Origin of the sequence: Clostridium sp. D5, assembly GCF_000190355.1 — a bacterium.
Classification (GTDB): domain Bacteria; phylum Bacillota; class Clostridia; order Lachnospirales; family Lachnospiraceae; genus Faecalicatena; species Faecalicatena fissicatena_A.
Window position 1 is genome coordinate 168,940 of sequence record NZ_GL870815.1, and the last position, 26,151, is coordinate 195,090.

Annotated in this window: 20 protein-coding genes and 1 pseudogene; 19 read left to right on the plus strand and 2 right to left on the minus strand. The window is 40.4% G+C overall.

Annotated features, from left to right (window positions below; all coding sequences use genetic code 11):
* Positions 1 to 26: 26 nt before the first annotated feature.
* The 3 genes from HMPREF0240_RS16075 to HMPREF0240_RS16085 are packed head-to-tail and all read left to right on the plus strand — an operon-like array spanning position 27 to position 4,239.
* Positions 27 to 995 carry an ROK family protein gene (locus HMPREF0240_RS16075; protein WP_009004468.1) on the plus strand — a complete coding sequence of 323 codons (969 nt, stop codon included), beginning with the start codon at positions 27 to 29 and terminating at the stop codon, positions 993 to 995.
* A complete protein-coding gene (locus HMPREF0240_RS16080; protein WP_035313786.1) occupies positions 992 to 3,268 on the plus strand; it encodes a pyruvate formate lyase family protein in 2,277 nt (758 codons plus the stop codon). The genes HMPREF0240_RS16075 and HMPREF0240_RS16080 overlap by 4 nt, the downstream gene beginning before the upstream one ends.
* Before the next feature lie 23 nt (positions 3,269 to 3,291).
* A complete protein-coding gene (locus tag HMPREF0240_RS16085; protein ID WP_050794559.1) occupies positions 3,292 to 4,239 on the plus strand; it encodes a glycyl-radical enzyme activating protein in 948 nt (315 codons plus the stop codon).
* A 701-nt stretch (positions 4,240 to 4,940) separates the two neighbouring features.
* Here HMPREF0240_RS16085 and HMPREF0240_RS16090 read toward each other — a convergent pair.
* Complete coding sequence (locus HMPREF0240_RS16090; RefSeq protein ID WP_009004471.1) at positions 4,941 to 6,833, minus strand: PTS sugar transporter subunit IIA; 1,893 nt, start codon at positions 6,831 to 6,833, stop codon at positions 4,941 to 4,943.
* A 222-nt stretch (positions 6,834 to 7,055) separates the two neighbouring features.
* Here HMPREF0240_RS16090 and HMPREF0240_RS16095 point away from each other — a divergent pair, with 222 nt between their 5' ends.
* From HMPREF0240_RS16095 to HMPREF0240_RS16115, 5 genes are all read left to right on the plus strand, one after another.
* Positions 7,056 to 7,382 carry a PTS lactose/cellobiose transporter subunit IIA gene (locus tag HMPREF0240_RS16095; protein WP_009004472.1) on the plus strand — a complete coding sequence of 109 codons (327 nt, stop codon included), beginning with the start codon at positions 7,056 to 7,058 and terminating at the stop codon, positions 7,380 to 7,382.
* Positions 7,383 to 7,464: 82 nt separating this feature from the next.
* Positions 7,465 to 8,865, plus strand: a complete 1,401-nt coding sequence (locus HMPREF0240_RS16100; RefSeq protein ID WP_009004473.1) for a glycoside hydrolase family 1 protein — start codon at positions 7,465 to 7,467, stop codon at positions 8,863 to 8,865.
* Positions 8,858 to 10,153: a PTS transporter subunit EIIC gene (locus HMPREF0240_RS16105; protein ID WP_009004474.1), complete on the plus strand. Its 1,296-nt coding sequence runs from the start codon at positions 8,858 to 8,860 to the stop codon at positions 10,151 to 10,153. Before HMPREF0240_RS16100 ends, HMPREF0240_RS16105 begins: the two co-directional genes overlap by 8 nt.
* 25 nt (positions 10,154 to 10,178) lie before the next feature.
* Entirely contained in the window at positions 10,179 to 10,481 is a 303-nt protein-coding gene (locus HMPREF0240_RS16110; RefSeq protein ID WP_009004475.1) for a PTS sugar transporter subunit IIB, read from the plus strand.
* Positions 10,478 to 10,735, plus strand: a complete 258-nt coding sequence (locus HMPREF0240_RS16115) for an HPr family phosphocarrier protein (RefSeq protein ID WP_009004476.1) — start codon at positions 10,478 to 10,480, stop codon at positions 10,733 to 10,735. Before HMPREF0240_RS16110 ends, HMPREF0240_RS16115 begins: the two co-directional genes overlap by 4 nt.
* 230 nt (positions 10,736 to 10,965) lie before the next feature.
* On the opposite strand, the pseudogene HMPREF0240_RS25060 reads toward HMPREF0240_RS16115, so the two are convergent.
* Positions 10,966 to 11,337 (minus strand): annotated as a pseudogene (locus HMPREF0240_RS25060) (ISNCY family transposase); the annotation flags it as partial.
* 489 nt (positions 11,338 to 11,826) lie between these two features.
* On the opposite strand from HMPREF0240_RS25060, the gene HMPREF0240_RS16125 reads away from it, so the two are divergent.
* The 11 genes from HMPREF0240_RS16125 to HMPREF0240_RS16175 all read left to right on the plus strand — a co-directional run bounded on the left by HMPREF0240_RS16125 (position 11,827) and on the right by HMPREF0240_RS16175 (position 26,147).
* Complete coding sequence (locus HMPREF0240_RS16125) at positions 11,827 to 12,789, plus strand: ATP-binding protein (protein WP_009004478.1); 963 nt, start codon at positions 11,827 to 11,829, stop codon at positions 12,787 to 12,789.
* A gap of 8 nt (positions 12,790 to 12,797) precedes the next feature.
* The gene (locus HMPREF0240_RS16130) at positions 12,798 to 15,308 is read left to right on the plus strand and encodes a S8 family peptidase (RefSeq protein ID WP_009004479.1); all 2,511 of its coding nucleotides are present in this window, start codon (positions 12,798 to 12,800) and stop codon (positions 15,306 to 15,308) included.
* Positions 15,309 to 15,612: 304 nt separating this feature from the next.
* Positions 15,613 to 16,440, plus strand: a complete 828-nt coding sequence (locus HMPREF0240_RS16135; protein ID WP_009004480.1) for an AAA family ATPase — start codon at positions 15,613 to 15,615, stop codon at positions 16,438 to 16,440.
* Positions 16,394 to 17,335: a ParB/RepB/Spo0J family partition protein gene (locus HMPREF0240_RS16140; protein WP_035313789.1), complete on the plus strand. Its 942-nt coding sequence runs from the start codon at positions 16,394 to 16,396 to the stop codon at positions 17,333 to 17,335. Before HMPREF0240_RS16135 ends, HMPREF0240_RS16140 begins: the two co-directional genes overlap by 47 nt.
* A gap of 277 nt (positions 17,336 to 17,612) precedes the next feature.
* Complete coding sequence (locus HMPREF0240_RS16145) at positions 17,613 to 21,992, plus strand: SpaA isopeptide-forming pilin-related protein (protein WP_009004482.1); 4,380 nt, start codon at positions 17,613 to 17,615, stop codon at positions 21,990 to 21,992.
* A complete protein-coding gene (locus HMPREF0240_RS25330; RefSeq protein WP_346902658.1) occupies positions 21,955 to 22,302 on the plus strand; it encodes a hypothetical protein in 348 nt (115 codons plus the stop codon). Before HMPREF0240_RS16145 ends, HMPREF0240_RS25330 begins: the two co-directional genes overlap by 38 nt.
* Before the next feature lie 77 nt (positions 22,303 to 22,379).
* Positions 22,380 to 22,895, plus strand: coding sequence for a JAB domain-containing protein (locus HMPREF0240_RS16155; RefSeq protein ID WP_009004484.1), 516 nt, complete (start codon positions 22,380 to 22,382; stop codon positions 22,893 to 22,895).
* Between the two features lie 168 nt (positions 22,896 to 23,063).
* Positions 23,064 to 23,396, plus strand: coding sequence for a hypothetical protein (locus HMPREF0240_RS16160; RefSeq protein WP_148486358.1), 333 nt, complete (start codon positions 23,064 to 23,066; stop codon positions 23,394 to 23,396).
* A 107-nt stretch (positions 23,397 to 23,503) separates the two neighbouring features.
* Positions 23,504 to 24,478 (plus strand): DUF3991 and TOPRIM domain-containing protein, encoded by a 975-nt coding sequence (locus HMPREF0240_RS16165; RefSeq protein WP_035313793.1) that lies wholly within the window; start codon positions 23,504 to 23,506, stop codon positions 24,476 to 24,478.
* 374 nt (positions 24,479 to 24,852) lie between these two features.
* Entirely contained in the window at positions 24,853 to 25,824 is a 972-nt protein-coding gene (locus HMPREF0240_RS16170; RefSeq protein ID WP_009004487.1) for a DUF5688 family protein, read from the plus strand.
* Positions 25,821 to 26,147 carry a relaxosome component gene (locus tag HMPREF0240_RS16175; protein ID WP_009004488.1) on the plus strand — a complete coding sequence of 109 codons (327 nt, stop codon included), beginning with the start codon at positions 25,821 to 25,823 and terminating at the stop codon, positions 26,145 to 26,147. The genes HMPREF0240_RS16170 and HMPREF0240_RS16175 overlap by 4 nt, the downstream gene beginning before the upstream one ends.
* Positions 26,148 to 26,151: the final 4 nt, after the last annotated feature.

Genomic DNA, 26,151 nt, shown 5'->3' on the forward strand with positions numbered 1-26,151 from the left:
TATGATAAATGAAAGATGGTGTTTGTATGGTAATAGGTGTAGAAATCGGCGGAACAAAGCAGCAGATTGCTTTGGGGAATGCAGATGGTACTCTCATAAAAACAGTACGTGGAAAAGTGGATGTTAAGGACGGTAATACAGGGATCTTGCATTGGCTTAAAGATAACTTAGAAGTAATGATATCGGAACAGCAATTAAACAATACACAGATTGATGCGATCGGTGTAGGATTTGGAGGTCCGCTGGATTCAAAAACAGGCATGTTGCTTAGATCCGTTCAAGTATCGGGTTGGGATAATTTTAACCTTAAAAACTGGTTTGAAAACACCTTTTCTATACCAACTTATATATACAATGATTCCAGTGCGGCAGGCTGGGGGGAATATGTACTCGGCAGCGGTAAAGGTACTCGCCAATTCTTTTATACAAATATTGGCAGCGGTATCGGTGGCTCGCTCATTATAAATGGAGAGCTATACGATGGTCAGGGTGTAGGAGCAGGAGAACTCGGTCAATCACGAATTGCCGATTGGACAGCAAAGGAAGCTGGCACTGACAGCAGGCTGGAGGCATTGTGTTCAGGATGGGCGATAAACAATCGCCTTCAAACCTTAAACTATGTACCGCAGGATAGCCTTATGATCCAATTGTGCTATAATGATATCAGCAAATTAAATTGTGAGATATTGGGAAAAGCAGTTGCTGAAAATGATGACTTTGCAATCAGGGAGTTGAACCGTGTTGCAAAAGGAATGAGTATGGCACTTGCAACAATCTTGTGTTTATTTCAGCCGGAACGTATTGCAATTGGCGGTGGTGTTTCATTGATTGGAAAGCCACTTTTTGATATGATTCGCAAACATACAAAAGAACGTCAGTTTATCAGTAATGAAGGGCGTTATGATATTGTACAATGCAAACTTGGCGAGGCCATCGTACTGCAGGGCGCAGTCTTACTTGCAGCAAAAGAATTAGAAAAGGGGGGAAGATCATGAATCGTATGGAGAAACTAAAAAAACGTCTGTTTGATGTTGAATTTTATACAAAAAAGGAATGGTGGGGTGAAGGCTTAACCATTTTAAATAACGAAGAAGTAAAAAAAGAACCATTAGTGGTTCGTAAAGCACTGGCGAGTAAGTTTGTATTGGAACATATGCCAGCGGAATTAAAGAAAGATGAACTGATTACAGGTATAGCAAGAATGTCAATGATCGGGTTTGGTCATACATATGTGGAGTATGCGTTACCAGAGGAACTTAGTGAGGCGGCAAAGGTAAACTTATCACCCTTGTCAGTCTGGGGGCATCAACCGCCTAATTACGAAAGAATTTTAAAAGAAGGGTTGTGTGGTCTTCGGGCAAGGATTGAAGAGTATCGTAATAAAGAAGAGAATCAGGATGCAGAGACGCAGAATTTATATCGGGCAATGACAATTTCACTTGATGCAATCAGTGCATTTTCGAGAAGATATAAGGAAATGAACAAAATAGCAGCAGAAAAGGAGCCAGATCCAGTAAGGAAGCAGGAACTTCTTGATATTGCGGCGAGATGTGATAAAGTTCCGGATTATCCGGCAGAAACATTTGCAGAAGCATTGCAAAGTGTATGGTTCATCTATCTTTGCCTGCAAAGCAATATGGAAAATATTCCACTGGGACGTTCTGACCAGTATTTGTATCCATACTATAAAAACGACATTGAAAATGAGATAATCGATGAACAGATGGCTGAAGAACTGGTAACCAGTTTTCTGGTAAAGTTTAATGAACGGGTGCAAATGAATCCGGAACATTGGGAAGATCATACTGATTCAACCACATATTCATTTGGAAGTGATCCGGAAGATATATCGATGTTTATTGACTTGGAAAATGATGAATCATATAATTATGGGGTCTCAGCAAACCATTGGGATTTAAATGTTATTCTGGGTGGAGTAAAACCGGATGGAAATGACGGAACCAATGATCTGACTTATCTGTTTTTAAAAGTTTGGGGATATTTGGAGGTGGTTACACCGGTCGTATCAGTACGTTTTGGGCCGGAGGCCCCCAAAAAGCTGTATGAAGCGTGTGCAGATATCCTGCGGTTTGGAAGTGGCGAACCAGTAATATACAATGATAAACCTATTATAGACGGATATGTAAGGTTAGGAATTCCGGTAGAGGATGCCAGAGATTATTCTAATGATGGTTGTTGGGAAACTTTGATTCCTGGTAAATCACATTATTCATATGCGCACATGGAAGCCTTACAGCTTTTAGAATACCAGATGCAAAGAGGAGATAGTTTGGTTCGTGGAGTGAAAGAAGGGCCGGACTATGGCCCACTTGCTCAATATACAAATTTTGAGGAATTTTACCAGGGCTTCCGCAAACAGCTGTTACATAAGTTGGTTCAAGTAACTGAAAATAGAATCAAATATTATGGAGCATCTTATAAGATAGCTCCGGATCCGATGATTTCTGCAATGATTGATGGATGTGTAGAGAACGGCAGGGATATTACTGCTGGCGGTGCAAAGTATACAATTTTTTCACCATTAATCACTGGTCTGTCCGATTGCGTTGACTCTTTGGCTGCCATTAAGAAATTAGTATACGAAGAGCAGAAAATTTCAATTGAGGAATTAGCAGAGGCACTGAGAAATGATTTTGCGGGTAATGAGCCGCTAAGGCAAATGCTTCTTAATCGTGCTCCAAAATTCGGAAATGATGACGAATATGTAGATAGTATAGCAAGACGAATGATTCGTGATGTTGAGGAAAAGACGGAAGAGTTAAGTAAAAAGTATCCAGATGTAATTATGCCGATTGGAATAGGAACATTTGAAAACTACAGTAAGTTTGGACATAAAGTAGGCGCTTCGGCAAGCGGTCGTCATGCTCAGGAAGCAATAGGCAGTAACTATTCACCGGCATTTGGTGCAGATAAAGAAGGGCCGACAGCAGCAATTAAATCCGTAGTAGCCGCAGATCTAAAACGATTTTCAACAGGGTGTCCTTTAGATATGCAGGTTAACTCTAATGAAACGTCAGGAAACAATGGCTTACAGAGGTTATGCGGATTGATTAAAGCATTCTTGGATTTGGGTGGAATCATGCTTACGATTACCGGTGTAAACGAAGAAGTGCTACTTGATGCACAGGTGAATCCGGATCAATACAGAAGTTTGCGGGTTAGAATGGGAGGTCTTTCAGCATACTTTATTGCATTGCCTAAAGAGATGCAGGATGTATTGATTAAAAAGACGAAGCATAATATTTAATGTAATGGCAAAGGAAAATGGAGATGAAACAAGAGTTGAATGATAGAAAAAAAATGATGGCGCAAGGTGATATTGCTGTTATTACAGATATCCAAAGATATTCTGTGCATGATGGTCCGGGAATCAGAAGTCTGGTGTTTTTTAAAGGCTGTCCCCTGCGATGTCAGTGGTGCCATAATCCGGAAACCCATGATCCTTTGCCAGAATTATTGTTTAACGATGAACTTTGTATTGGCTGTGGTGCTTGTGTTGTGGAGTGTCCAACACAAGCAATCAGTGTGGTTGATAATCAGATAAAGACAGAAAAGCAAAATTGTTTGCTGAAACAACAATGCGTGGATGTGTGTTATGCTGGTGCAAGAAAAATTTCAGGCCATTACTATACTGTTGATGAAGTATATGAAAAAGTTATTCGTGACAGAATTTTTTACGACACCACAGGCGGCGGAGTTACGCTTAGCGGCGGTGAAGTTTTGGTGTATTGGAAGTTTGCGGCCCAATTATTACAAAAGTTAAAACATGGAGGTATCCATACTGCAATAGAAACTTGTGGATATTCGCCGTGGAATGAATTTGAGAAAGTACTTGATTATACAGATCTGGTATTATATGATGTGAAGCATTGTGATGACACAATGCATAGAAGGTTTACAGGAAAAGGGAACCGTTTAATTCTTGAAAATCTTAAAAAAGTCAGCGATTTTAATCGACCTGTGATAATTCGGATTCCAGTTATTCCTGGATTTAACGATACCAGGAAAAATATGCAGGAAGTCGCACATATCGCAGCAGAGATTGGAGCAAAAGAAATACATCTGTTGCCTTTTCATCAGATTGGTGAATCTAAGTGGGATTCTACTGGAAAAACATATCATTTTAGAAATATTGAAGAGCCAAGCAAAGAAAGTATGGCTGAAATAAAGCAGATGCTAGCTGAAACGGGAGTTCCTGTAGTTGTTGGTGGTAGTTAGTAAAGATCATACAGCAAAGGGGGGGGATCAGGTAAGGCTATGATGATGGAACAATTCAGATTGTCGGTGAAGTGAAAAGTTTATTTCCACTTTGAAAACGGCAAAAAGAAAAGTGGCAATTACTCTTACAAAAAGAGCGATTACCAACTTTTAGTATTCCTAAAAGTAGAATTAAGTGATACAATCAAGAAGAGAAATAACAAAGCTGTCTGCTCAGAAAGAGCTTTCTGGGCATGTTAAGAAAGCGGTCTTTAGACGTGTTTTTAAAGGGGACAAGACTAAATTCCACTTGCTGGGACGTATATATTCCTGACAGCCGCCTGTTATTTCTTTCTTTAATTTCAGTTCTAATCAATCTCTTTTGCGAAATGCCGCCCTCAAGGACTTCTGTAAATCCTAATGGGCGGCATTTATTATTTTACACCAAATCTTTTCCATCTAACTTATCTATCTGAATCATCTGAGGTACACAAAATCTTATAGCAGCCCAGTCCTTAGTTCCTCCGCAGATTTCTTAGAGAGCATTTCCAGGGCAATGTCGAATACCCCCTTGCCACAGAACGTATAAGTATCTCCGTATGTAAAGATAGATTCGGCGTAGACTCTGTTGAGTAAAAACATTAACGGGTACCAGCAATGATTAATTCCGTGGGACATAGCCTCCGTCCGGGACTCGGCTGGCACTCAGTGTATGAATATGATCAATGCCGCTTTAGATAATTGATAAAATCTACATGTGTGTCGGCAGATATTAATAACTTTACCTTTTCCGGAGTTTCTAGTGTTTGTACAATTCCGTTATAAATCTCCATAAACCGCTTACGGTCATCGGCATTTACAGCGATCATTAATACGATATATATTTTTTGATTATCCCATATAATTCCTTTTTTGTTAATCAAAATACAAAACATAGTTTTTTTAGCGTTTAGTTCTACTGCATGGGGAATAGAAAATGTGTTAAAAAAACAAGTAGACGATAATTCTTCACGTAAGAGAACGGAGTCAATAAATCCTTCTTCACATAATCCGAAATCAATTATTTTTTGTCCAAGAAATTTGATTGCCGCTTCTTTTGTGTTCAAATCTTCTTGTCTATAAAATAGTTTTTCGTGAAACAGGGAGGACAATAGTTGATTATATCTGCTTTCCTGCTTTTTCTTTAAACAAGCATGTATGGCTCTGTCAATTTCTATGTAGTCCTTATTTGTGTAAAACGGTGAGATACATATCGTTTTTGCTCCGGCAATAGTCATCGGGGCAGTTGTAATGAACAGATCGGCATCCATGGATGTGATGGCTTGTTCTTGTTCAAAATTTGCGATTGAAATATCAACCAATTCTGAAAATTGATTCATAAGCTTATCTTTTGTTCTTGCCATAATATGATGATATTCGTGGCATAGCAGCGTAACCTTTATTTTGCTGCTTTTTGTTGTGGCACTTTCAATTAAATAACCTATATGAACGCTGATATATCCTATCTCCGAATCTGGTATATAAAGGTGATATGTGTCCCCTATTTGTTTCGCAATATGTACAGAGACATCATGAATGAAAGGACAGTTGCGCTTAATGTTTTCAAGAATGCCGTTTGTTACAGTCTGCATGTTTCTGAGCCGTATTATCATATTATTGGCATGTAGTGCAAATGCATATAAGGAATCGGAATAATCAATGTCTAACATATAGTAAGTAAAACTACTCAGCAGAATATCGCTGATTTTATTGAGAAATTCTGAAGTCATGACTTCAGAAGCAAATGCAGTATCCGATATTTCAGACAGTGGTTTGATCTGACCGGATAAAAGTGTTGCGATGTGGGCCAGGTCGGCATTTGTCGGCGCTATATGCCAGTGTTCCGCATATTGTTCGCAAATCTCCTGCGCAATCTGAAATTCAACACTTAAACTGGCAGTATCATGATAAGTGATTTCGTTTACGTAATACTCATCCTTCATACGATATAAAGCGATAGAAATATTGATTATAATATTCGATAAATAAGCATTATCCACGCTGTAGTTGAATTTACTGATCGAGTTTATGATAATAGACTTCATTCTTCCGGTATTTATATTAGGAAAGTAGAGGCTAAGATTGTTAAAATTAGCAAAAGTAGGAGTTGTCTCTTCAAATATAAGATGGTTGATTAGTCTTCGTTTGCTTAGTTCATTGCCCTCAATATGGATATGCATTTTTTTCCTCGAAATATGCAGATCATGTGAGGTGAGAAGAGGCTGGAACGAATTTAATATTTTTTCCAGACTGCTTGTGCTGAGATAAAAAGTGTCTGCTAAGTCATCTATTTGGCATGGCTTGTTAGAGGATATTAATTTGCGCAGTATCAAATGTTCATAGCTTTGAGTCGGCTGTATATGCTGGCTGCATAGAGCGTAATTCTCTGTATCTATAGAATAGCCTTTATTCGAGGAATGAATCAAAAATAATTGCTGGTTGATTTCAGCAACCTCTGTCTGAATAGTGCGTATAGAAACATTGAGCAGCAGGCTTAATGACTTACCGGTAATAGATGGATTCGCATTCGCAATTTCCATTATGATTCTTCTTTTTCGATCACTAAAACGATCCATAACTTTCTCCCTTCTACTACAATATAGGATGAAATACGCAATCAGTTAAAAACAATAAACCGCACGTTTGGTTTTTACATGAAGCATAAGATTATTATAGAAATATTATAGGGTAAGGTTTCGGAAAAAACAATGAATGGTTTTGCGTGGTACACCGCAAACGTAGATTTGTAAAGAAATTAGAAATAAAGTAGACTGAATTTCAAAAGGAGGACAAAGCTTATGAATCAAGAAGAAATGCAGGCGATATCATTTGAAATCATTAGTTATGCTGGGGATGCATTTTCCTACTTTTTCCAGGCTGTAGATAGAGCAAAAGAGGGAAAAGCTGAAGAAGCGGAGGAATTGATGAAAAAAGGGGATGAGCAAATGGTGAATGCACACAGGGCACAGACCTCCCTTCTGACAGCGGAAGCAACCGGAAAGAAGCTGGAGTATAGTATTATTATGGTTCACGCACAAGACCACCTAATGACAACGCTAATGTATGAAAGAGTTGCCAAAGAATTTATTTCGTTATATAACGAAAAAGCTGATTTGAAAAGGTGATTTGCGCTATTTCAGGAAAGTGCCGTTTATGAAAAGCTATATTTAAGAAATATTTATTAAAGAAAGGCAAGGTAAAGAGAAAATGAATAACTTTTTATGGGGGAGTGCTACAGCCGCTTACCAATGCGAGGGCGGATGGAAAGAGGGCCAAAAAGGCTTGTCGAATTGGGACACTTTTTGCCATAGCGAGAAAAACAATGTAAATCCGGTAACAGCAGATATTTCGAGCGATCATTACCACCGTTATGAAGAAGATATAAGAATGCTGTCAGAAGGGAACCAAAATGCTTACCGCTTTTCCATTGCATGGACCAGGATTATACCCGAGGGAAGGGGGAAAAAGAGTCAAGAGGGGATTGATTTCTATCACCGTATTCTGGATACCTGCAAACGGTATCATGTGGAGCCGGTGGTTACTTTATACCATTATGATTTACCGCAGCCGTTATACGAGAATGGGGGATGGGAAAATCGTGATACGGTTGAGGCTTATACGGAATATGCAAAGATATGCTTTGAAGAATTTGGAGGTAAAGTGAACCTGTGGGCAACGATTAATGAGCCGGGCTATGATACGATTTGCTGTTATGGCAGAGGGAATTATCCGCCGAATGTACAGAATCTTGAGCGGAGGTGGCGGGCAATGTACCATCTTCTTATAGCAAGCGCAAGTGCGGTGAAGGTCTATAAATTAATGAAGCTAAATGGGGCGATCGGAATTGTTAGTGACAGCTATTCGATTGAGACATTAGTGGACAATGAAGAATATCAAAAGGCAAAATATTGGGCAGATTTGTTTTATAACCGTTCCGTAAACGAAGTGAGTGTCACAGGAATTTATCCGCAGGATTTAATTGACAAGTTAAAAGCAGATGGATTCGATACTTCTTACATCTTAGCGGAGGATGAAGAAGTTTTCATGGCGGGCAAAGTAGATTATCTGGGTATTAATGCGTATGACCGGACATTAGTGAAGCCCTATCAGGGTGGAGAAACATCTATGACGGCGAATAATACAGGTGATGGGGTGACGAAAAACGAAACAATTATTAAGAATTGGTTCGTCCTGGATGAAGACCCCGATACCGAGAAAAACGCTTGGGGATGTGAGCTTTACCCAAAAGCTGTCTATAATTTATTGCTTGAGTTAAGGAAGATTTATCCCAATACGCCAGTGATTATTACAGAAAATGGCTTAGGGTATTATGATAATTTAGAAAATGGTGAGGTACAGGATACTTACAGGATAGATTTTTTGAAAAGCTACATAGAATGGATTTTAAAGGCTATGGAAGAGGGGTGTGATGTAAGAGGATATTTTGTATGGTCAACGATGGATCTGTACAGTTGGATTAATGGTTACAATAAGCGATACGGCCTTGTTTATGTGGATTTTGATAATGATAATAAACGAATACCTAAAAAAAGCTATTATTGGTATAAAAATTTTATAGAACAAGAGAGGAATAAGGAAAATGGATAAACTTAATCACTTAATCGAAAGGAAAGTTGCTCCGGCAGCGAATAAATTGTCACGGCAAAAATATTTACAAGTTATTCAAAATGTTTTTTTAGCAATGGTGCCGTTGTTTACGATTGGTAGTTTTTCCCTTGTAATTACATCTCCGCCAATGGATTACACAACAATGGAGCCGGGAATTTTGTGTTCCATTATGAAGGGGTGGCAAGCGCTGGCAGACTTTACGGGACCCGTTCTGAATCTATTATTTGCGGTAACAATGCCGTTTATGGCATTATATGTGGCAATGGGGATTGGATTTTTCCTGGCAAAGCATTATAAAATGAATACATTTGTACCTGTTATTATAACAACTGCATCATTTGTTATATCGACAGGTTTGGATAAAGAAGGGAACCTGTCCTTTGTAAATTTCGATGCGACAGGTTTGTTTGCGGCCATTTTGGTATCCATTGTGACGTTTGAGACATATCGGTTTTTATCAGAGAAAAAAATTGGCCGTATCAATCTGGAGGGCGGCGGAGTACCTCCTGCACTTGCAGATTCGATCGGCAATTTAATTCCTATTATGATAGTTTTGCTGGGAATTTCTATCGTTAGTAATATCATGATAGCATTAACGGGCGGTGCGTTCCCGGCATTTATGGCAATGCTGATGAGTCCCCTCGTATTAGCCGTAGACAATATCTGGGGCGTTATTATCTTGTCCGTAGTCGTAATGCTTTTCTGGTGGTTTGGTATTCATGACTCGGTAATTACAAGTGCACTCGACCCATTCTTTTACAATAACCTTGGTATCAATGCTGCCGCATTTGCAGCAGGAACGGCAGCAGTAGCGCTGCCGCGTATTGTAACAACACCATTCTGGTGGAATTTTATGGCAATCGGGGGAAGCGGTGCGACACTTGGATTAGCCTTTTTGGCAGCTTCGAGTAAATCAAAACAAATCAGGACCATAGGCAGAATTTCAGTAATTCCTGCCATATTCAATATAAATGAGCCTTTGATTTTCGGTCTGCCACTGATGTACAATCCGATCATGATGATACCGTTTATAATCGTAATGCCGTTAAATGGAGTTCTGACATATTTGGCGATGAGTTCGGGATTAGTAGCGCGGACATTTGCATATGCAAGCTGGAATATGTTTGCACCAATTGCAGCGTTAATTGATACAATGGATGTCAAAGCACTGCTCTTAATACTTGTGCTGATTGTTATTGATATATTGATATACTTACCATTCTTTAAAGTATATGAGAAGCAAAAATTGAAAGAGGAAAGTATGTAGATATAAATAAAAGGAGAAGTACAAAATGAATATTTTGTTAATATGTAATGCGGGAATGAGTACCGGAATTATGAGACTGCGTTTGGAAGATGAGCTGAAAAGAAGGGGGATTGAGGGCAGTGTAAATGCTGTGCCATTGGTTGAGCTTGATGATTACATTGAATCAGCGGAGGTATTTTTACTGGGACCTCAAATCCGGTTTGCCAAAGACGATGTTGCAGCTAAGGCGGGGAATAAACTGACCATGGTTATCGCACCGCAGGATTTTGGCGCGATGAACGCAAAAAAAGTAATGGATGATATTATAGGTAATGGAGTTAATGTATGAAAAAATTTAATTACCAGATCAAAGACCCATTGGGAATTCATGCGAGACCAGCAGGTATGCTGGTAAAAGAAGCGAAGAAATTTGAAAGTGTGATTACATTGGTAAAGGGCGAAGTAAAAGTAGATGCAACGAAAATAATGGCGGTTATGTCAATGGGCGTGACGGGCGGTGATACGGTGATGCTGGAAGCCGCCGGATCAGATGAGAACGCAGCAATTGAAGCTATGGAAACATTTTTTGCTCAATATCTGTAATTATGATTCATACTTAAACAGAAGAAAACAAAGTAGTCAATGAAGCAGCTGTTCCGTACAGGATTGTGCATTTACCGCACAGTCCGTATGAAAAGCTATGTGAAAAAAAGGGCACACTTATAACAGGAATTTGAGATTCCCTTTTTACGGAAACTCTATGCTATAAGAGGTTTTAAACTGCGGATATATTGGTGTTTATGAAGTTTATCTGCAACCATGACGGTTACAAGTTAGGATATGCCCGCAAGCAGTAAATCCGCATGGAGTGTCTTTTCATTCTGTGTTATGCGCCCTGCCACACAAAAGCTGTCCTTGAAATGGTTGATTGCTTTTTCAACGTTCCCCCTGATTTTGTATGTGGAATCTCCGCAGCGCAGATGTGATTTGCTACCTTCCCGTTTTATAGAAAGAGAAGGATCTTTGGGACAGCAGGGGATACCATATTTATTGAAAGGACAGTGTGAATCTTCCGTAGAGAGCCGCTCATTAAAGGGGGTGAAGGCTTTTTTAAAAGGTGCATCCTGCAAAAGTTATTTGTAAATCTCAGTGCAGTCAAAAGCAGCATCTCCCAGAAAAGCCTTAAGATTAATCAGCGGGTGTTTTACAGCTTATACGACAGAGTTTACGACAAATTTACGACATTTCGAAGATTACTTATAACGAGTTATAATAATTTACGTGAGATTTTTGGTAATATTGACCAAAAAACTGCTTGCATAACCACATATAATGGGTTATAATAACCTATAGAATAGAATGAATTCTTCGGGGTCGAAAGGTAATCCAAAGTCTGGGAAGCCAGTAAACATAAGGGGTTCCGCGCTTGGAAAAGGTAATTTACGACAGATTTACGACAAATTATATTTGGATGAGTTTTGTTATGGCAAGCTACGGTTACACCGTAGCTTTTTTGGTATCTGTATTTTAGCTTTTAATGAGTGCACGCAAGGTGGTGCTACGAATACATAGCAATAATTTTAGAAGGGTTAGGCCATAAAAATAATGATTGAGTTAGTGCTAATTATTACAATATTTGGTGCAGGATTGAATAAACTATGATAATATAAAGCTAGTAGAAAGAAGGTGAAAGTATGGCTACCATTGAGCAAGTAAAGGCATTAATGAGAATGCATTTTGAAGATAACGATGAAAAGTTTAAGTCTATAGCGCTTCAGATAGCGGCTCATGAGGCGAAAATAGGCCATACTGCAAGTGCGCGTGAAATTAAAGAGATCGTTCAGAATCCCAAATATAAAGCTCAGAAAAAACTTGTTAAGTTTAATACAAAATACGACATGTTAGAACAGAGAATCGCTGAATATAGCTTTCATGATTTGGTTTTGTCAGAGGAATTAGAGATCAAGGTGCAGCGAATCATTACAGAATATCGCAAGAGAGAGCTTCTAAGGAAGAATGGTTTGAAGAATCGTAGTAAGATTTTAATAGTAGGTGAACCAGGAACCGGGAAAACCATGACAGCCTCAGTGTTAGCTGACGAATTGGGCTTGCCGCTATATGTTATCCAAATAGATAAGCTGGTAACAAAATATATGGGTGAAACTAGCGTTAAATTAAGGCAGGTATTTGATTGCATACAGGAAATACAAGGGATATACCTTTTTGATGAATTTGATGCTATAGGTTCTGACCGTTCCTTGGATAATGATGTTGGGGAGATGCGAAGAATTTTAAACTCATTTTTGCAGTATCTGGAAAATGATGATTCATATAGTATTATTCTTGCTGCAACCAACAATCCCAAATTATTAGATAAGGCATTGTTTAGAAGGTTTGATGATGTACTTGAATACAAGCTGCCGGATTTAGGCCAAATACAATGTATATTGGAAAACCATTTGGATGGCTTGGCACTAAATGAGGTTTTTGATAATCAGGTTTATGAAAGTGCAAAAGGATTGAACCATGCAGATATCGTAAGAGCCTGTGAAGAGGCAATTAAATATTCACTAATCAATGACGAAAATATAAGCAAGGCAATGATTTTATCATATATACAGGATAGGAAAGGCCTTTATAGATTCAAGGAGGCATAATATACTAAATGGGTAGAAATTTAAAGAATATTTATATTAATGAGGCAGGGGAAGGTTTAAAATATAGACCTGTCACTGGAGGCAGTGGAAAAACGAATTATCCTCCAAGAAGCAATAGAATTCAGCATGGAAAATGGATCGAAAGCCAATTTGATCTTGCATGGAAAGAAGCGGAGAAGTCATGCAAGGACAAATTGGCTGTTTCTGCATCTGCAAGAGAAGGTGTTTACTTGCAGGTTAAGGGAAAAGCTGGCTATGATTTATTGACTAGAAGTTTAGAAAATACAAGTCAAGGAATCAGGTTGGCAAATATACAAACTGATAGTGATAATGTTATATCGGCAACTATCTTTATTCCTAATAAAAAGCACGATTTTTTTATAAAGAAAATTGAAAAATATGTTGGAAAAGAGTCGGGCACAGATGTTATCGGTACAGTGGAGAGCATACAAGCAGCTATGTTAGAAGCTTTCTGGATTGGTAATAAAGAAGCAATTCCGCAAGAGGATAAAAATATATGGTGTGAAGTGTGGCTGCGCTATGAATTAAAGGAAGATGTATCAAAAGTTAAGAACGAGTTTTTTAGCCTGTGCAAAAGTTTGGACATAAAGACGAAAACACAGCATATATTGTTTCCAGAAAGAATCGTAGTAGGAGTTAATGCAAATGGAAGACAATTGACCGAGTTATTGGGATATAGTTCAAGAATTGCGGAATATAGAAAAATGTCTGTACTTACATCCTTTTTTATTGAGATGAAGGGCGCAGATCAAAGGGCATGGAGTGATGATTTAGCAAAAAGAATTAGCACAAAAAATATGACTGATACCTCGGTATGTCTGTTAGATACAGGCGTTAACAATGGGCATCCTTTATTAGAAAAATTATTAAAAGATACTGATAGACAGACAATAGATTTGTCAAAAGGTCCTGAAGATAAAGATGGACATGGTACGAATATGGCTGGTATAGCCGCATTTTTTACGTTAGAAGACAAACTGGAATCAATGAATGTATTTGAGGCTTATCATTTTTTGGAATCCGTTAAAATGATGGATAGACCAGACGATAATCCAGAAGAATTATATGGAGAATTGACAGCAGAGGCAATTAGCTTAGCAGAAATAGAAAACCCCGATACAAATCGTGTGATATGTATGGCGATAACAGCAAATACAAATATTGATAAGGATGGCAGACCTTCCTCTTGGTCAGGGGCATTAGATGCTATTATTTCAGAAGCGGAAGAGGAAGCGGTGGAAAAGGCTAAAAAGCTGATGCTTGTTTCGGCTGGAAATACAACTCTTGAGGAGTTAAAAGAGACGGGAAACTATAAGGATGCTGTAGAAAATCATTCTGTCGAAGATCCTGGACAAGCTTGGAATGCTATTACCGTAGGGGCTTATACGGAATTAGACCAGATAGATAATCCATTATATAAGGGATTCGAACCATTAGCGGAATGTGGTGATATTTCCCCGTATACTTCGTCGTCTTTAACCTGGAACCATAAAAAATGGCCGATTAAGCCGGAAATACTTTTTGAAGGTGGCAATGTTGCATATAGTAAAACTGATGATTTTTATACAGAGGCAGAGGATCTTTCTCTGCTTACGACAAGTAATCAGCATTTAATGAGAAGGCCATTTGATATTATTTCAATGACTAGTTCTGCGGTAGCACAAGCATCTTGGATGGCAGCTGAGATTTGGAGCAAATATCCAGATTTATGGCCTGAAACTGTACGTGCTTTAATGATACATTCTGCTGATTGGACTAAAGAAATGAAAAGAAGTATCAGTAGCAGTGCTAAGTTTTCGAAAAATGATTATAGAAGGTTACTTAGAATTTGCGGCTATGGGGTTCCCAATATAGATAAAGCAATGTGGAGCGCGGAAAATAGTGTTAATTTGATTGTGGAAGATGAATTACAGCCATTTGTTAAAAAGGAAAGTGGCAGTGTAACTTGCAATGAAATGCACATACATACTTTACCGTGGCCGAAAGAACTGCTTTTAGATTGTGAAAATGCAAATGTGAAAATGCGAGTCACTTTATCATATTATATAGAGCCGGGACCTGGTGAGATTGGATGGAAAGATAAGTATAGATATCCTTCTTGTGGTTTATCCTTTGATGTTAATAACCCAATTGAAGACAGAGAAAATTTCATAAAACGTATTAGTAAAGAAATGCGTGAAGATGAAAACGAAAAAGGTGAAGTGAAAAATGATAGTTCACGTTGGACATTAGGGGTAAATAATCGAAATGTCGGTTCGATACATTCTGATATTTGGGAAGGGACAGCCAGTCAATTATCGGAAAGCAATTTGATAATTGTTTATCCTAAAAGCGGATGGTGGAAATCAAGGACGAACTTGAAAAAATATAATTCATTCATTAGATACTCATTAATAGTATCGATAGAAGCACCAGAAATTGATGTGGATTTGTATACGGCTATCCAGACAGAAATAAAGAATAAAACATTAACAAAAACCACGATTACGGCATTATAATAAGAGTTATAGTTCAAAAATGGGTTATTGAAAATAATACTCGTTAACGACAACGTTATCGCGGTTATATAGAAAAAATAGGGTAGTCAATTTAAGCCGTTTGTTCTTAAAAATAGAACAAGCGGCTTTTTTGCGTTCTGTACATAGCCGTCCTTTTGGACGGTTTAAATTATGGAGGGAGGAGAATTTATGGATTAAATACAGTCTACGTTTTTAGGGTTAACCAGCCGAAAAAAGTCTGCTATTCCCGGAGCATTTACACGTCTCCGCACAGGCCAATTGAATACAGGGAGGTAAAAGTATCATGCCCGATGGCAAAATAATTGCGATAGCGAATCAAAAAGGAGGTACAGGAAAAACATGTACAACAGTAAATTTAGGAATTGGGCTAGCCAATCAGGGAAAGAAGGTATTGGTGGTAGATACCGATCCGCAAGGGGATTTAACCACATCGCTTGGAGTTAAAGATATTGATGACCTGCCCATAACATTATCAACAATTATGGAAAAGATCATAGAAGACATTCCGATAAAACCGCAGGAAGGAATCCTTCATCATGAGGAGGGAATAGATTTAATACCTGCTAATATTGAATTATCTGCAATGGAAATGTCTCTGGTAACGGCGATGAGCAGGGAATATGTTCTTAGAAACTACTTGCAGCAGGTAAAGCAGAATTATGACTATATCCTTTTGGATTGTATGCCGAGCCTTGGTATGATTACCATAAATGCATTATCAGCAGCGGATTCAGTTATAATTCCGGTTCAGGCGCATTATCTTCCGGCGAAAGGGATGACACAGTTGATCAAGACTATTGGAAAAGTAAAAAGACAGCTGAATCCTCAGTTAAAAATGGAGGGAATCTTAATTACATTAGTAGAAGGAAGGACAAACCTTGCAAAATCTGTTTCCACAACATTGCGCGAACAATATGGCTCCGCTGTTAAAGTGTTCAAGACAGAAATTCCGAAAGGAATTGCAGCTGCGGAGACATCTGCAGAAGGAAAGAGTATTTACGCATGTGACAAAGATAGCTCTGTGGCAAAGGCATATGAAGCGTTCACGAAGGAGGTGCTAAAAGATGGCGAAAAGCAAAGGCATCAGTCTGAACCTTCCCTCAGTCGATGAACTGTTTACAACACAGGAAAATCGGGAAGAGCAGAGCCTTGAAAAGGTAATGAACATTTCTGTTGATTTAATTGATGACTTCCCAAACCATCCATTTAAAGTATTGGATGATTCAGAGATGATTGATTTAAGTACCAGCATAAAGGAATATGGTGTGCTTGTTCCAGCTTTAGTCAGGCCCAAAGAGGATGGACGTTATGAGATGGTTGCCGGACATCGGCGAAAGCATGGGAGCATTTTGGCTGAAAAGAAAGAAATTCCATGCATTGTCCGAAGCTTGACAGATGATGAAGCCATTCTGATTATGGTGGATAGTAATCTCCAAAGGGAACACATATTGCCGTCAGAAAAGGCTTTTGCTTATAAAATGAAATTAGATGCTATGAAGCGACAGGGGAAAAGAACCGATTTAACTTCGTCGCCAATGGAGAATAAGTTACAGGGGCAGATATCTGCTAATGTTATTGGGGATGAGTTCGGAGAGAAGAAAGATACAGTTTATCGCTACATTCGCCTTACTAAACTTCTACCAGAGATCCTAGACATGGTAGATAACAATAAAATAGCCTTCCGTCCAGCAGTAGAAATTTCCTACCTTACTAAGCCGGAGCAGGAATCTCTTCTGGATTCCATGAGATGTGAAGACTGCACGCCATCATTAGCACAAGCCATCAAAATGAAGTCATTTTCAAAGGAGGGAAAATTACAAGCGGAGGTGATTGCATCCATTCTGCAGGAGGAAAAACCAAATCAAGTGGAGCAGTTCAAGATTCCACAGAATCGTATCAGTAAATATTTTCCGAAAGGGACGCCGAAAAAGAAAATGGAGGATACGATAATATCTGCATTGGAGCTGTACCAAAAAAGGCAGCGAAACAAAGATATGGAAAGATAAAGTTACAAGTTGGTAAGGACAAAGTAGCATAAAAGTACGGCGGTACACCAAGGGGAAAGTGGGACAGTCCATTAATCGGAAAAAAATTTCTTGTTCCCCCTCTCCATACCTCACCCCTTCTGATTACCAGCAGTTACCAGCCGAAAAAGAAATTATAGGAATGTGGCTAGCCACAAAAAAATTGAAGAATTCGTCCCACAATCAGGTCTCTGCTACGGCGGAGCTTTTTTTATGTCTGTATTTATTATGGCAGACGGGATAACTAGGAGGAAAAAAGATGAAACAGAAAAGAAAAATATGGAGCAGGCTGTTGGCAGTAGTTCTGGCACTGACATTGAGTATTGCATCGTCACTTAGTTCTGCGACTGTCTATGCAGATGAGAAAACAGAGGATATAGTGTCACAGACGCAAGAAGATCAACAAGAAACAGAGAAGCCGCAGAGCGTGACTGCAGTTGATATCACGAAAGATATTTCAGATAAGGAATTCTCAATACAGACATCCGTTGAGGGGATATCCTATAATCCGGGAAGAGAGAGAGTATCATTGCTGTCTGCAAAAGACAATAATGGTGAGTCAACGGACGCACAGATGCCAGGAACCTATATTGTTACGTATCTGGTGGTTCCGAAGGATCAGAGTGACAGTTATACAATTCAGAGAAATGTGATATTGACGGATACCGAAGGATTGGCGCATACGCAGGAGAATGGGCCAAATAAGAGTAGATCCAATACTGAGGCGGATAATGCGGATGGGCAGCCTGCATCAACAGAAACACCAGAACTGAAAATAAAGGCTGCAGGGGAATCTATTACAGATGAAGAACAGAAAGAAATACAGAGAGAGCTTCAAACAGGAGAGACCTTATTATTTTCTACTGTGAACTCCATCAATTTGCAAGGAGACGTCTACCTGGAAGTTGGGGATGTAATCTATTATCCTGAAAACATCGGATACTATTCCACGAATTGGTTTTACGTGAACGGAAAACTGGCATACTGTATTGAATCACAGAAACCGACTCCGCCGACAGGTGATTATGTAGGAGAAGTACTGGATTCAAATAAAGATCTGCAAAAAGTATTGTATTACGGCTATGGCGGTGCCGGTGATATCACGGGAACCTATATGCCGGATTTCAGTGATGAACAGAAATATGTCTTTACACACATTGCAGCAAGCTATGCTTATGCAGGAACAGAAGGTTTTGCAGGCTGTCCATATGAGAATCTTGTTGCGGCAGGCGTCATCGGCTATATTGATAGACTGTTGGGGATGGAGGAACCTCCCAAAGGGGAACTGTCCTTCTCGGCCAACAGTGTGACGGCTGTCAAAAGCGGGGAGAAGCAGAGAACGCCGGACATCGTTCTGAACGGAGATTACAGAAATCATATTACAATGAATCTGCCAACCGGGATAACAGGTGTAAATACAACAGAGAATAAAAGTGTTACAGCAGGAAAATTTACGGTCAAAGGTGGAGACACCTTTTATCTCGAGGCTGCGGTTTCCCAGTCAGGCAAATATTCAACAGGGGATTTATATGGCTCAATTGGAGAAACCTGGCGGACACTGGTTGTCTCCACGGGTGACGTCGATCAGGCGGTGGGGGTATTTGAATCCGAGTCGGCGCTTCCCGTCAGCCTGACAGTTAACTGGATCAGTATGGCCCGAATTGCTTTAGTGAAGAAGGACGCAGATACAAAGAATCCATTAGCAGGTGCAGTATATGGTATTTACAGGGACAAAGCATGCACGAACCTGCTTATGGAGATGCAGGCCACAGACAGTAATGGGAAATGCGTAAGCGGATATTTTGATGCGGGTATCAAAACAGTATATGTAAAAGAGATTACAGCAGCGCCTAATTACCTAAAAGATGAATCCACTCATACCGTAAATATAGAGGCAGGAAAAACCGTTACTGTACAGGCAGTAGACAAGGCTGTAAAAGGCCGTATTATCCTAAAAAAAGTGGATGCTGAGACAGGCAGCTTTGAGGCACAGGGAGATGCCAGTTTGGAAGGGGCTGTTTTCGGGCTCTATGCAAAAGAAGACATCGTGCATCCGGATGGAAGGACGGGAGTCCTGTATCCTAAGGGAACTCTGATATCTAAAAAAACGGTGGGAAGTGAAGGGAGCATTACTTTTGAGGATTTATATTTAGGGCAGATGAATGTAAAAGAAATTATATCTCCGGAATCTTATCTGCTGCAGCCGAAAGAGTATGATGCAACACTTAGCTATGGCGGACAGGAAGTAGAGATTGTGACCAAAAGCCTAATCGTGGAGGAACAAGTAAAAAAACAGGCATTCTCTTTGATTAAAATAAGCGAAGACGGGGAACAGACGGAAACGGAATTAGTAGAAGGTGCCGGATTTAAAGTCTATCTGGTAAACAGCCTTACCAAGGTAAAGAATGGCACATTGAAGCCAAAGAATGGCTCCTATTACACTGCAGAGGATTTTGTAGATTATGATTTCAGCAAGGAGACTACAGCCCATACGTATAAGAACAAGAAGCCAGTACCAGTGCCTGAATTATTTACAGACAATAAAGGGTATCTGGTAAGCCCTGAACTTGCATATGGAACGTATGTTGTGGAAGAGAGTACGGTTCCAGAAAATTTAAACAAGGTGAATCCGTTTATAGTAAATATAACAGAAGACAGCCGGGAGCCCATGACATGGCGTATATTTGATGATAGGCCATACCAATTCTTTCTTAAAATAATAAAACGAGATGCCCAGACCGGAAATGTTGTTCTCGGGAAAGAGGCTTCGTACAAGATATATGACTGTAAAGCCAGGAAATATGTGGAGCAGACAGTTAACTATCCTAAAAAGCAAAGGATCAGTGTATTTACCACCACAGAAGACGGATATCTAGTCACACCGGAAAAATTACAGCCAGGAACTTATAGGATTGAAGAAGTAAAGGCACCGGTGAATTTTGTCCGGGCCGGAAGTGAAATGGAACTGTTTTTAGGGGATGAGAAGATATCACTTTTAGATGTCAAGATGGAGGGAATCTATAAAAAACAGGAGCAGAAACCGATTACCATTACAGTCGAGGCTGGCAATGTTTCCGAGGTCGATCCGGAGAGCGGGATACCAATTGTTACAATAGAACAAAGGAATAATGAGCAGGTAGGCAGTCTGACCATTGTAAAGACTGGGGAGCAGCTTCAATCCATCACGGGAGAGTCTGTGTTGGATAAAGCAAAAGGCATTTGGAACAAAGTGAAAGAAGCAGTTATTGGCGAAGATTGGTCAGATGCTGTATTCCATGAGTTTAAATATGAAGAGGGAGGTATCGCGGGAACGGTTTTTGAGGTCAGGGCAAAAGAGGATATTGTTAGCCCAGATGGGGCCAAAGACAATGAAGGAAATCCAGTCATCCGCTACCACAAAGATGATGTGGCAGCAATGTTGACGACAGATAATACGGGTAAGGCCACCGTTAATAACCTGCCTCTGGGCTCCTATTATGTGAAGGAGGTAGAAGCTGGGGCACATTTTGTTTTAAACACAGAGATAAAAGAATTTGTACTGACCAGTGAGGACGATACTGCAGCGGTTGTCTATGAAGAACTGGAATGTATGAATGAGAGGCAAAAGATAGAAATCAGCGTAAAGAAGAAAGATAAGGTGGATGGGAAGGCTCTCCAGGGGGCGGTTTTTGGTTTGTATACAAAAGAGAATATCCTGTCAGCCAATGGCACGCTGCTTCTGGAAAAAGACACGCTGATTGAGCAGAAAAGTACAGATGAGAATGGGAAACTGACATTCTCAAGTGACCTGATTCATGGCTCCTATTATGTGAAAGAGCTAAGATCTTTACCCGGGTACTTGCAATCCGAAGAAATCTGGGAGGTTGTGGTGCCTTATGAAGACCAGAGTCAGGCGATTCTTACCGTTGAAAAGGAGTTTGAAAATCAGCCTACAGAAACCCAAATCACAAAAACTGATTTGACTACCGGAAAAGAAGTAGAAGGAGCCAGATTACAGGTGAAAACTCAAGACGGCAAAGTCGTGGAAGAGTGGATCAGTGGGAAAGAAGCACATGTCATATATGGTCTGCCGGAAGGAACTTATATCCTGCATGAGGAACTTGCGCCATTTAAGGAAGGCTATGTTACCGCAAATGACGTAGAGTTTGATGTGAAGGCAGATGGCAGCGTGGTCAAAGTAGAAATGAAAGATGATATTTCAAAAACAGAAATTATCAAGACTGATATTACAACAGGAAAAGAATTGAAAGGCGCAAAACTTCAGATTCTGACAACGGAAGAAATAATTCTTGAAGAATGGATTACGGACGGCTCTCCGCACAGAGTCGATCAGCTTCCGGTAGGAGTCGATTTAATTTTGCGGGAAATTACAGCACCGGATCATTATGAGAAAGCAGAAGATGTTACATTTAAATTGGAAGATACGGCTGAGGTACAAAAGGTAGAAATGAAGGACAAGGCGATCGAAAAGAAACCGGTTATACCCCAAGGGCCTAAAACGGGAGACAAGACAGAAGCAGCGCTGAGCCTAATGGTATTATGTATTGCAACAGCGTTCGTAGCAGCCGGAATAGCTTATAAGAAGAGGAGGCGGCGTATAAATGGCAAAAAACACAAAGGCATTCAGGACACTGAGTAGGGTGTTAGATGCGGGATATGACACGGAGAAAGCCATTCTTTCTCTGAGTATGGAAGATATGCTCAGACTGCCGGGGATAACAGTAACTGAGCTTGCTGTCATTAATGAGTTACAAAAACATGTGAAATCAAATAAGGTAATCACATTCTTAGGCGGGAGACATCCGCGGGAAACGACTCCTAAGAATGATTTAAATCAACAGGTAGATTCAGAACAGGTGGAGTCGCAAAAGGAACAGAATACGAAGCAAACCTTGGATTCCAGCTGTGGAGGGGAGAAGAGGGCGCATGAAGGAAATTATTATCCATGATTTCAGTGAACTGAGAGAAATGGTGGAAGCTATGGAAGAGAGCCAGATACTGTGCATCATTATTCAGGAGGCAGAAGATGAATGAATTAGAGGTAGTGAATATCCGGCTTGTAAGAGAGCCTTCCCTGTACTGTGACAAACTGATCCGCAAACCCGAAGATGCGGTGGAAGTAGTAGGAAAGGAAATCAGCCAGTATGACAGGGAAGTGTTCTGTGTCCTGAACCTAAAGGCGAACGGGCAGATTATTAATATGAATATTGTATGCATGGGGACACTGGATCAGGCAATTGTGAGCCCGAGGGAGGTGTTTAAAAGCAGCATCTTATCGAATGCCCGTTCCATTATACTGATGCATAATCATCCCAGTGGAAGCCTGAATCCATCAAATGAAGATAAGCGTATAACGAGAAGGCTATGGGAGTGTGGAAGGTTATTGGGTATTGATATAGCAGATCACATCATCATAGCCGGAACCAGTGGGGAAATGTTTAGCTTTAAGGAAAGGGGATACCTACAGGAAATGGAATCCTCAGAAGTGGCTGAAGCGGAGCTTATACCATTCCACAGAAGAAAAGAGCGTGAGGAACGTTGAACTTACCCCTGTACCGATGTCCGGTACAGGGGGTACATATGCCCGGGCATTTGCATCATTGCGGTGCAGGTGTTAATCATCTATAGTAACTTTTGTAAAGAAGGGAGGCGAAGAGCCATGAATATGTTTCTTTTTAATTACTACAGAAAAATAAGAGGAGGTCAGGTAATGCGTGACTTTAACCATCTGAATCTGTCGCTTTGGCAGAATGCTTTTTTTGATGAAGTGGATGAGCGGGCCAGGGAAGCAGCAAAAAAACATTGCTCTGATTATACAAGGCTTGTGAAAGAGGCAGAGGAATTTCTGGATACTTATCCTTTTATCGCCATATTGGATGGGCATGACAGCATAACGGAAGGACGTACTTTTTCCAGGGAAGAATTGGAGGCACTGTCTGATTATCTATATGCGGAAGATAATCAGGAGTATGTGGAACGGATGGAGCTTTATCTTCTCGGGGTGCGTGATGCTATAGCACTTCTTTCCTTCCTAAAAATATGATGATGGACGATACAAAAACACAATTACATATCAGGAAATTCTTTACATAGCTGGTTGGTGAACTAAATTGCCGACCGGCTATTTTTATTGGAGAGGAGGTGAAAACAATGCCATATATTGCACCCGAAGTCGTGCAGGAGGTGAAGAAAATGGATCTGCTGACCTATTTGAAAAACTATGAGCCGCATGAACTTGTCCGTTTTTCTGGCAACACATATACCACAAGAACCCATGATTCGCTGAAGATTTCAAATGGTAAATGGATGTGGTGGAGCAGGGGGATTGGCGGCAGGTCTGCCCTGGATTATCTCATTAAGGTGGAGGGTTATTCTTTTATGGAAGCGGTAGAAATTATTGCTGGGCAGGCGGCGATTACTCCGCCGGTTTATGTTCCGCAGAAAGAAGAACAACGAAAGAAAAAGCTATTGCTCCCCGAGCTTAGTCAGTACCCTGAGCAGGTCATACAGTATCTGTTGAACAGGGGGATTGACAGGGAGATTATAGATTTCTGCATCAACACAGGCAGGATATGTGAGACCCGGCAGTATCATAATGCCGTGTTTATTGGGAAAGATTCTGCTGGAATACCCCGCTATGCGGCCCTCCGTGGGATTGATTCTGATTTTATTGGAGATGCAAATGGAAGTGATAAGAGGTATTCATTTGCAGTTCCTGCAGAAGAAAAAGCATTAACAGTGCATCTTTTTGAGTCGCCTATCGACCTGCTTTCCTATGCGACGATGCAGAAGCTGGAGGGGAACAATTGGAGAGCTGAACACCTGTTATCACTTGCAGGAGTGTACAAGCCTGCAAAAGAAATTGAAATGAGCAAGATGCCGGCAGCACTTAGCCAGTTCCTACAGGAACACACGGAAATTGATACAGTTGTGTTCCATTTAGATAACGATTTTGCAGGCAGGCGTGCAGTTCAGGCAATACAGGCAGTACTTCCGAAGCAGTATAGGACAAAAGACAGGCCCCCGGTAAAAGGGAAGGATTGCAACGACTGTCTGTGCATCAGCCGGGGGCTGGAAGTAACAAGAACAAGAGAAAAGAAACGGATGGGAGGGAGGGGGAGATGAGTCAGCGTAAAAAAAGTGTGATATGAGATAGACCAGGTGGGGAAAATACATTGTCTTAACCAGCACTGAATTTGGCTTGCCTCCGGCAGCCGAATTCGTTGGTTGGGGAGCTTCCCCAATCCCCTGTTTAATGCCGGAAGGAGAAAAAAATGAACATGGTACTAATGTTAGGACTTGGATTTATATTGGGTAGTTTCTGCGGAGTTATTGCAATTTGTTTGGTGCAGATTGGAAGGATAAATCAATATGAAGGGAGATTGTCAGATGAAAACAGAGATTAGCAGGAAAGTGGATAAGCGAAGAAGGATAAGCAGGTTGTCAGCCTATCAGAACCAGATGAAAAAGCGTTCCGTGAAGAAGGGAGTGATACGATCATGATGACGTTTCAGGAATTTGCACAGCGAGTGGAGGCGGATCTGCCACAGCACTTACCAGAAGAGTTGGATGGCAGTGAGGTGAGCCTGATGAACACAGAAAAGAACAACGGGCAGATCCGGACCGGAGTCTCTATCAAGCCGCAGGGAGTTAACGTATCTCCCACGGTTTATCTTGAGGAATGCTACAAATCCTATCTTCAAGGAGAGGACATGGTTCAGATATTAACCCGGCTGGGAGAGACCGTCAGAGATTCTATGCCGGCTGAGGAATTGTTACAGAAGTTTCAGATGAACAGATATGAGTATGTCAAAGATTTTATCACGTGCAGCATTATTAACAAAAAAGCAAATTCGTCTCTGCTTAAGAAGGTGCCTCATAAGAATATAGAAGATTTATCTATCATCTACCAGGTAGAGCATGACATACCCGGTGGAGAGATGCATGCTAAGATAACGAACCAAATGCTGGAGCAGTGGAATATTAGTAAAGGTGAACTCTATGGAACTGCACTGGAAAATATGCAGCGCATAAAACCACCGGTCTTTAAGCGGATGGGAGATATCATTATTAACATGATTGGAGAAGAAGCTGAAGAACAGGGGCTTAATTTATTTGTTGATGAAGAAGCATTTAGGAATCTGCCGGAAGATCAGATGTATGTCCTTACCAATGGCAGCAAGTCATTTGGTGCAAGCTCCATACTGTATCCGGACGTGCTGCAAAAAATAGGGGAATGCCTTCAGGATGATTTTCATATCCTTCCATCTTCGATTCACGAACTTATAATTGTCCCCAAAAGTCGTAGCCTGGAAGCCAGGGAACTTGGGGAGATGGTACGGGAAATCAATGCAACACAGGTGGAGCCGGAGGAGGTACTTTCTGATCGTGCCTATGAATATAATCGTGAGGCAAGGAAGCTGTCTCAGCTAAGGGATTCAATACCAAAGGAAAAGGAGAGGGACAGATGAGAAAACGAAATGTTTCATTGATGTTCCGAATGACGGAGACAGAGGCGATGGAGCTTGATCGGAAGGTTAAACAGTCGGGGCTCTCCAGAGAGGCGTTTATACGTGCCGTCCTGAACGGTTATATACTGCATGAAAAACCGGATAAAGAATTCTATGATGTCATGCGCCAGATGAATATAATAGGAATTCATCTCCATCAGATTTCCACAAAGGCAAATGTGCTGGGTCTCATTGACGCTCCCTATTACAAAAAAGAAGCAGACAGGTGGACAAGGTTCCAACTGGAAATAAAACAGAAGTTTTTGCTGCCGGACAAGGTGTGATTAA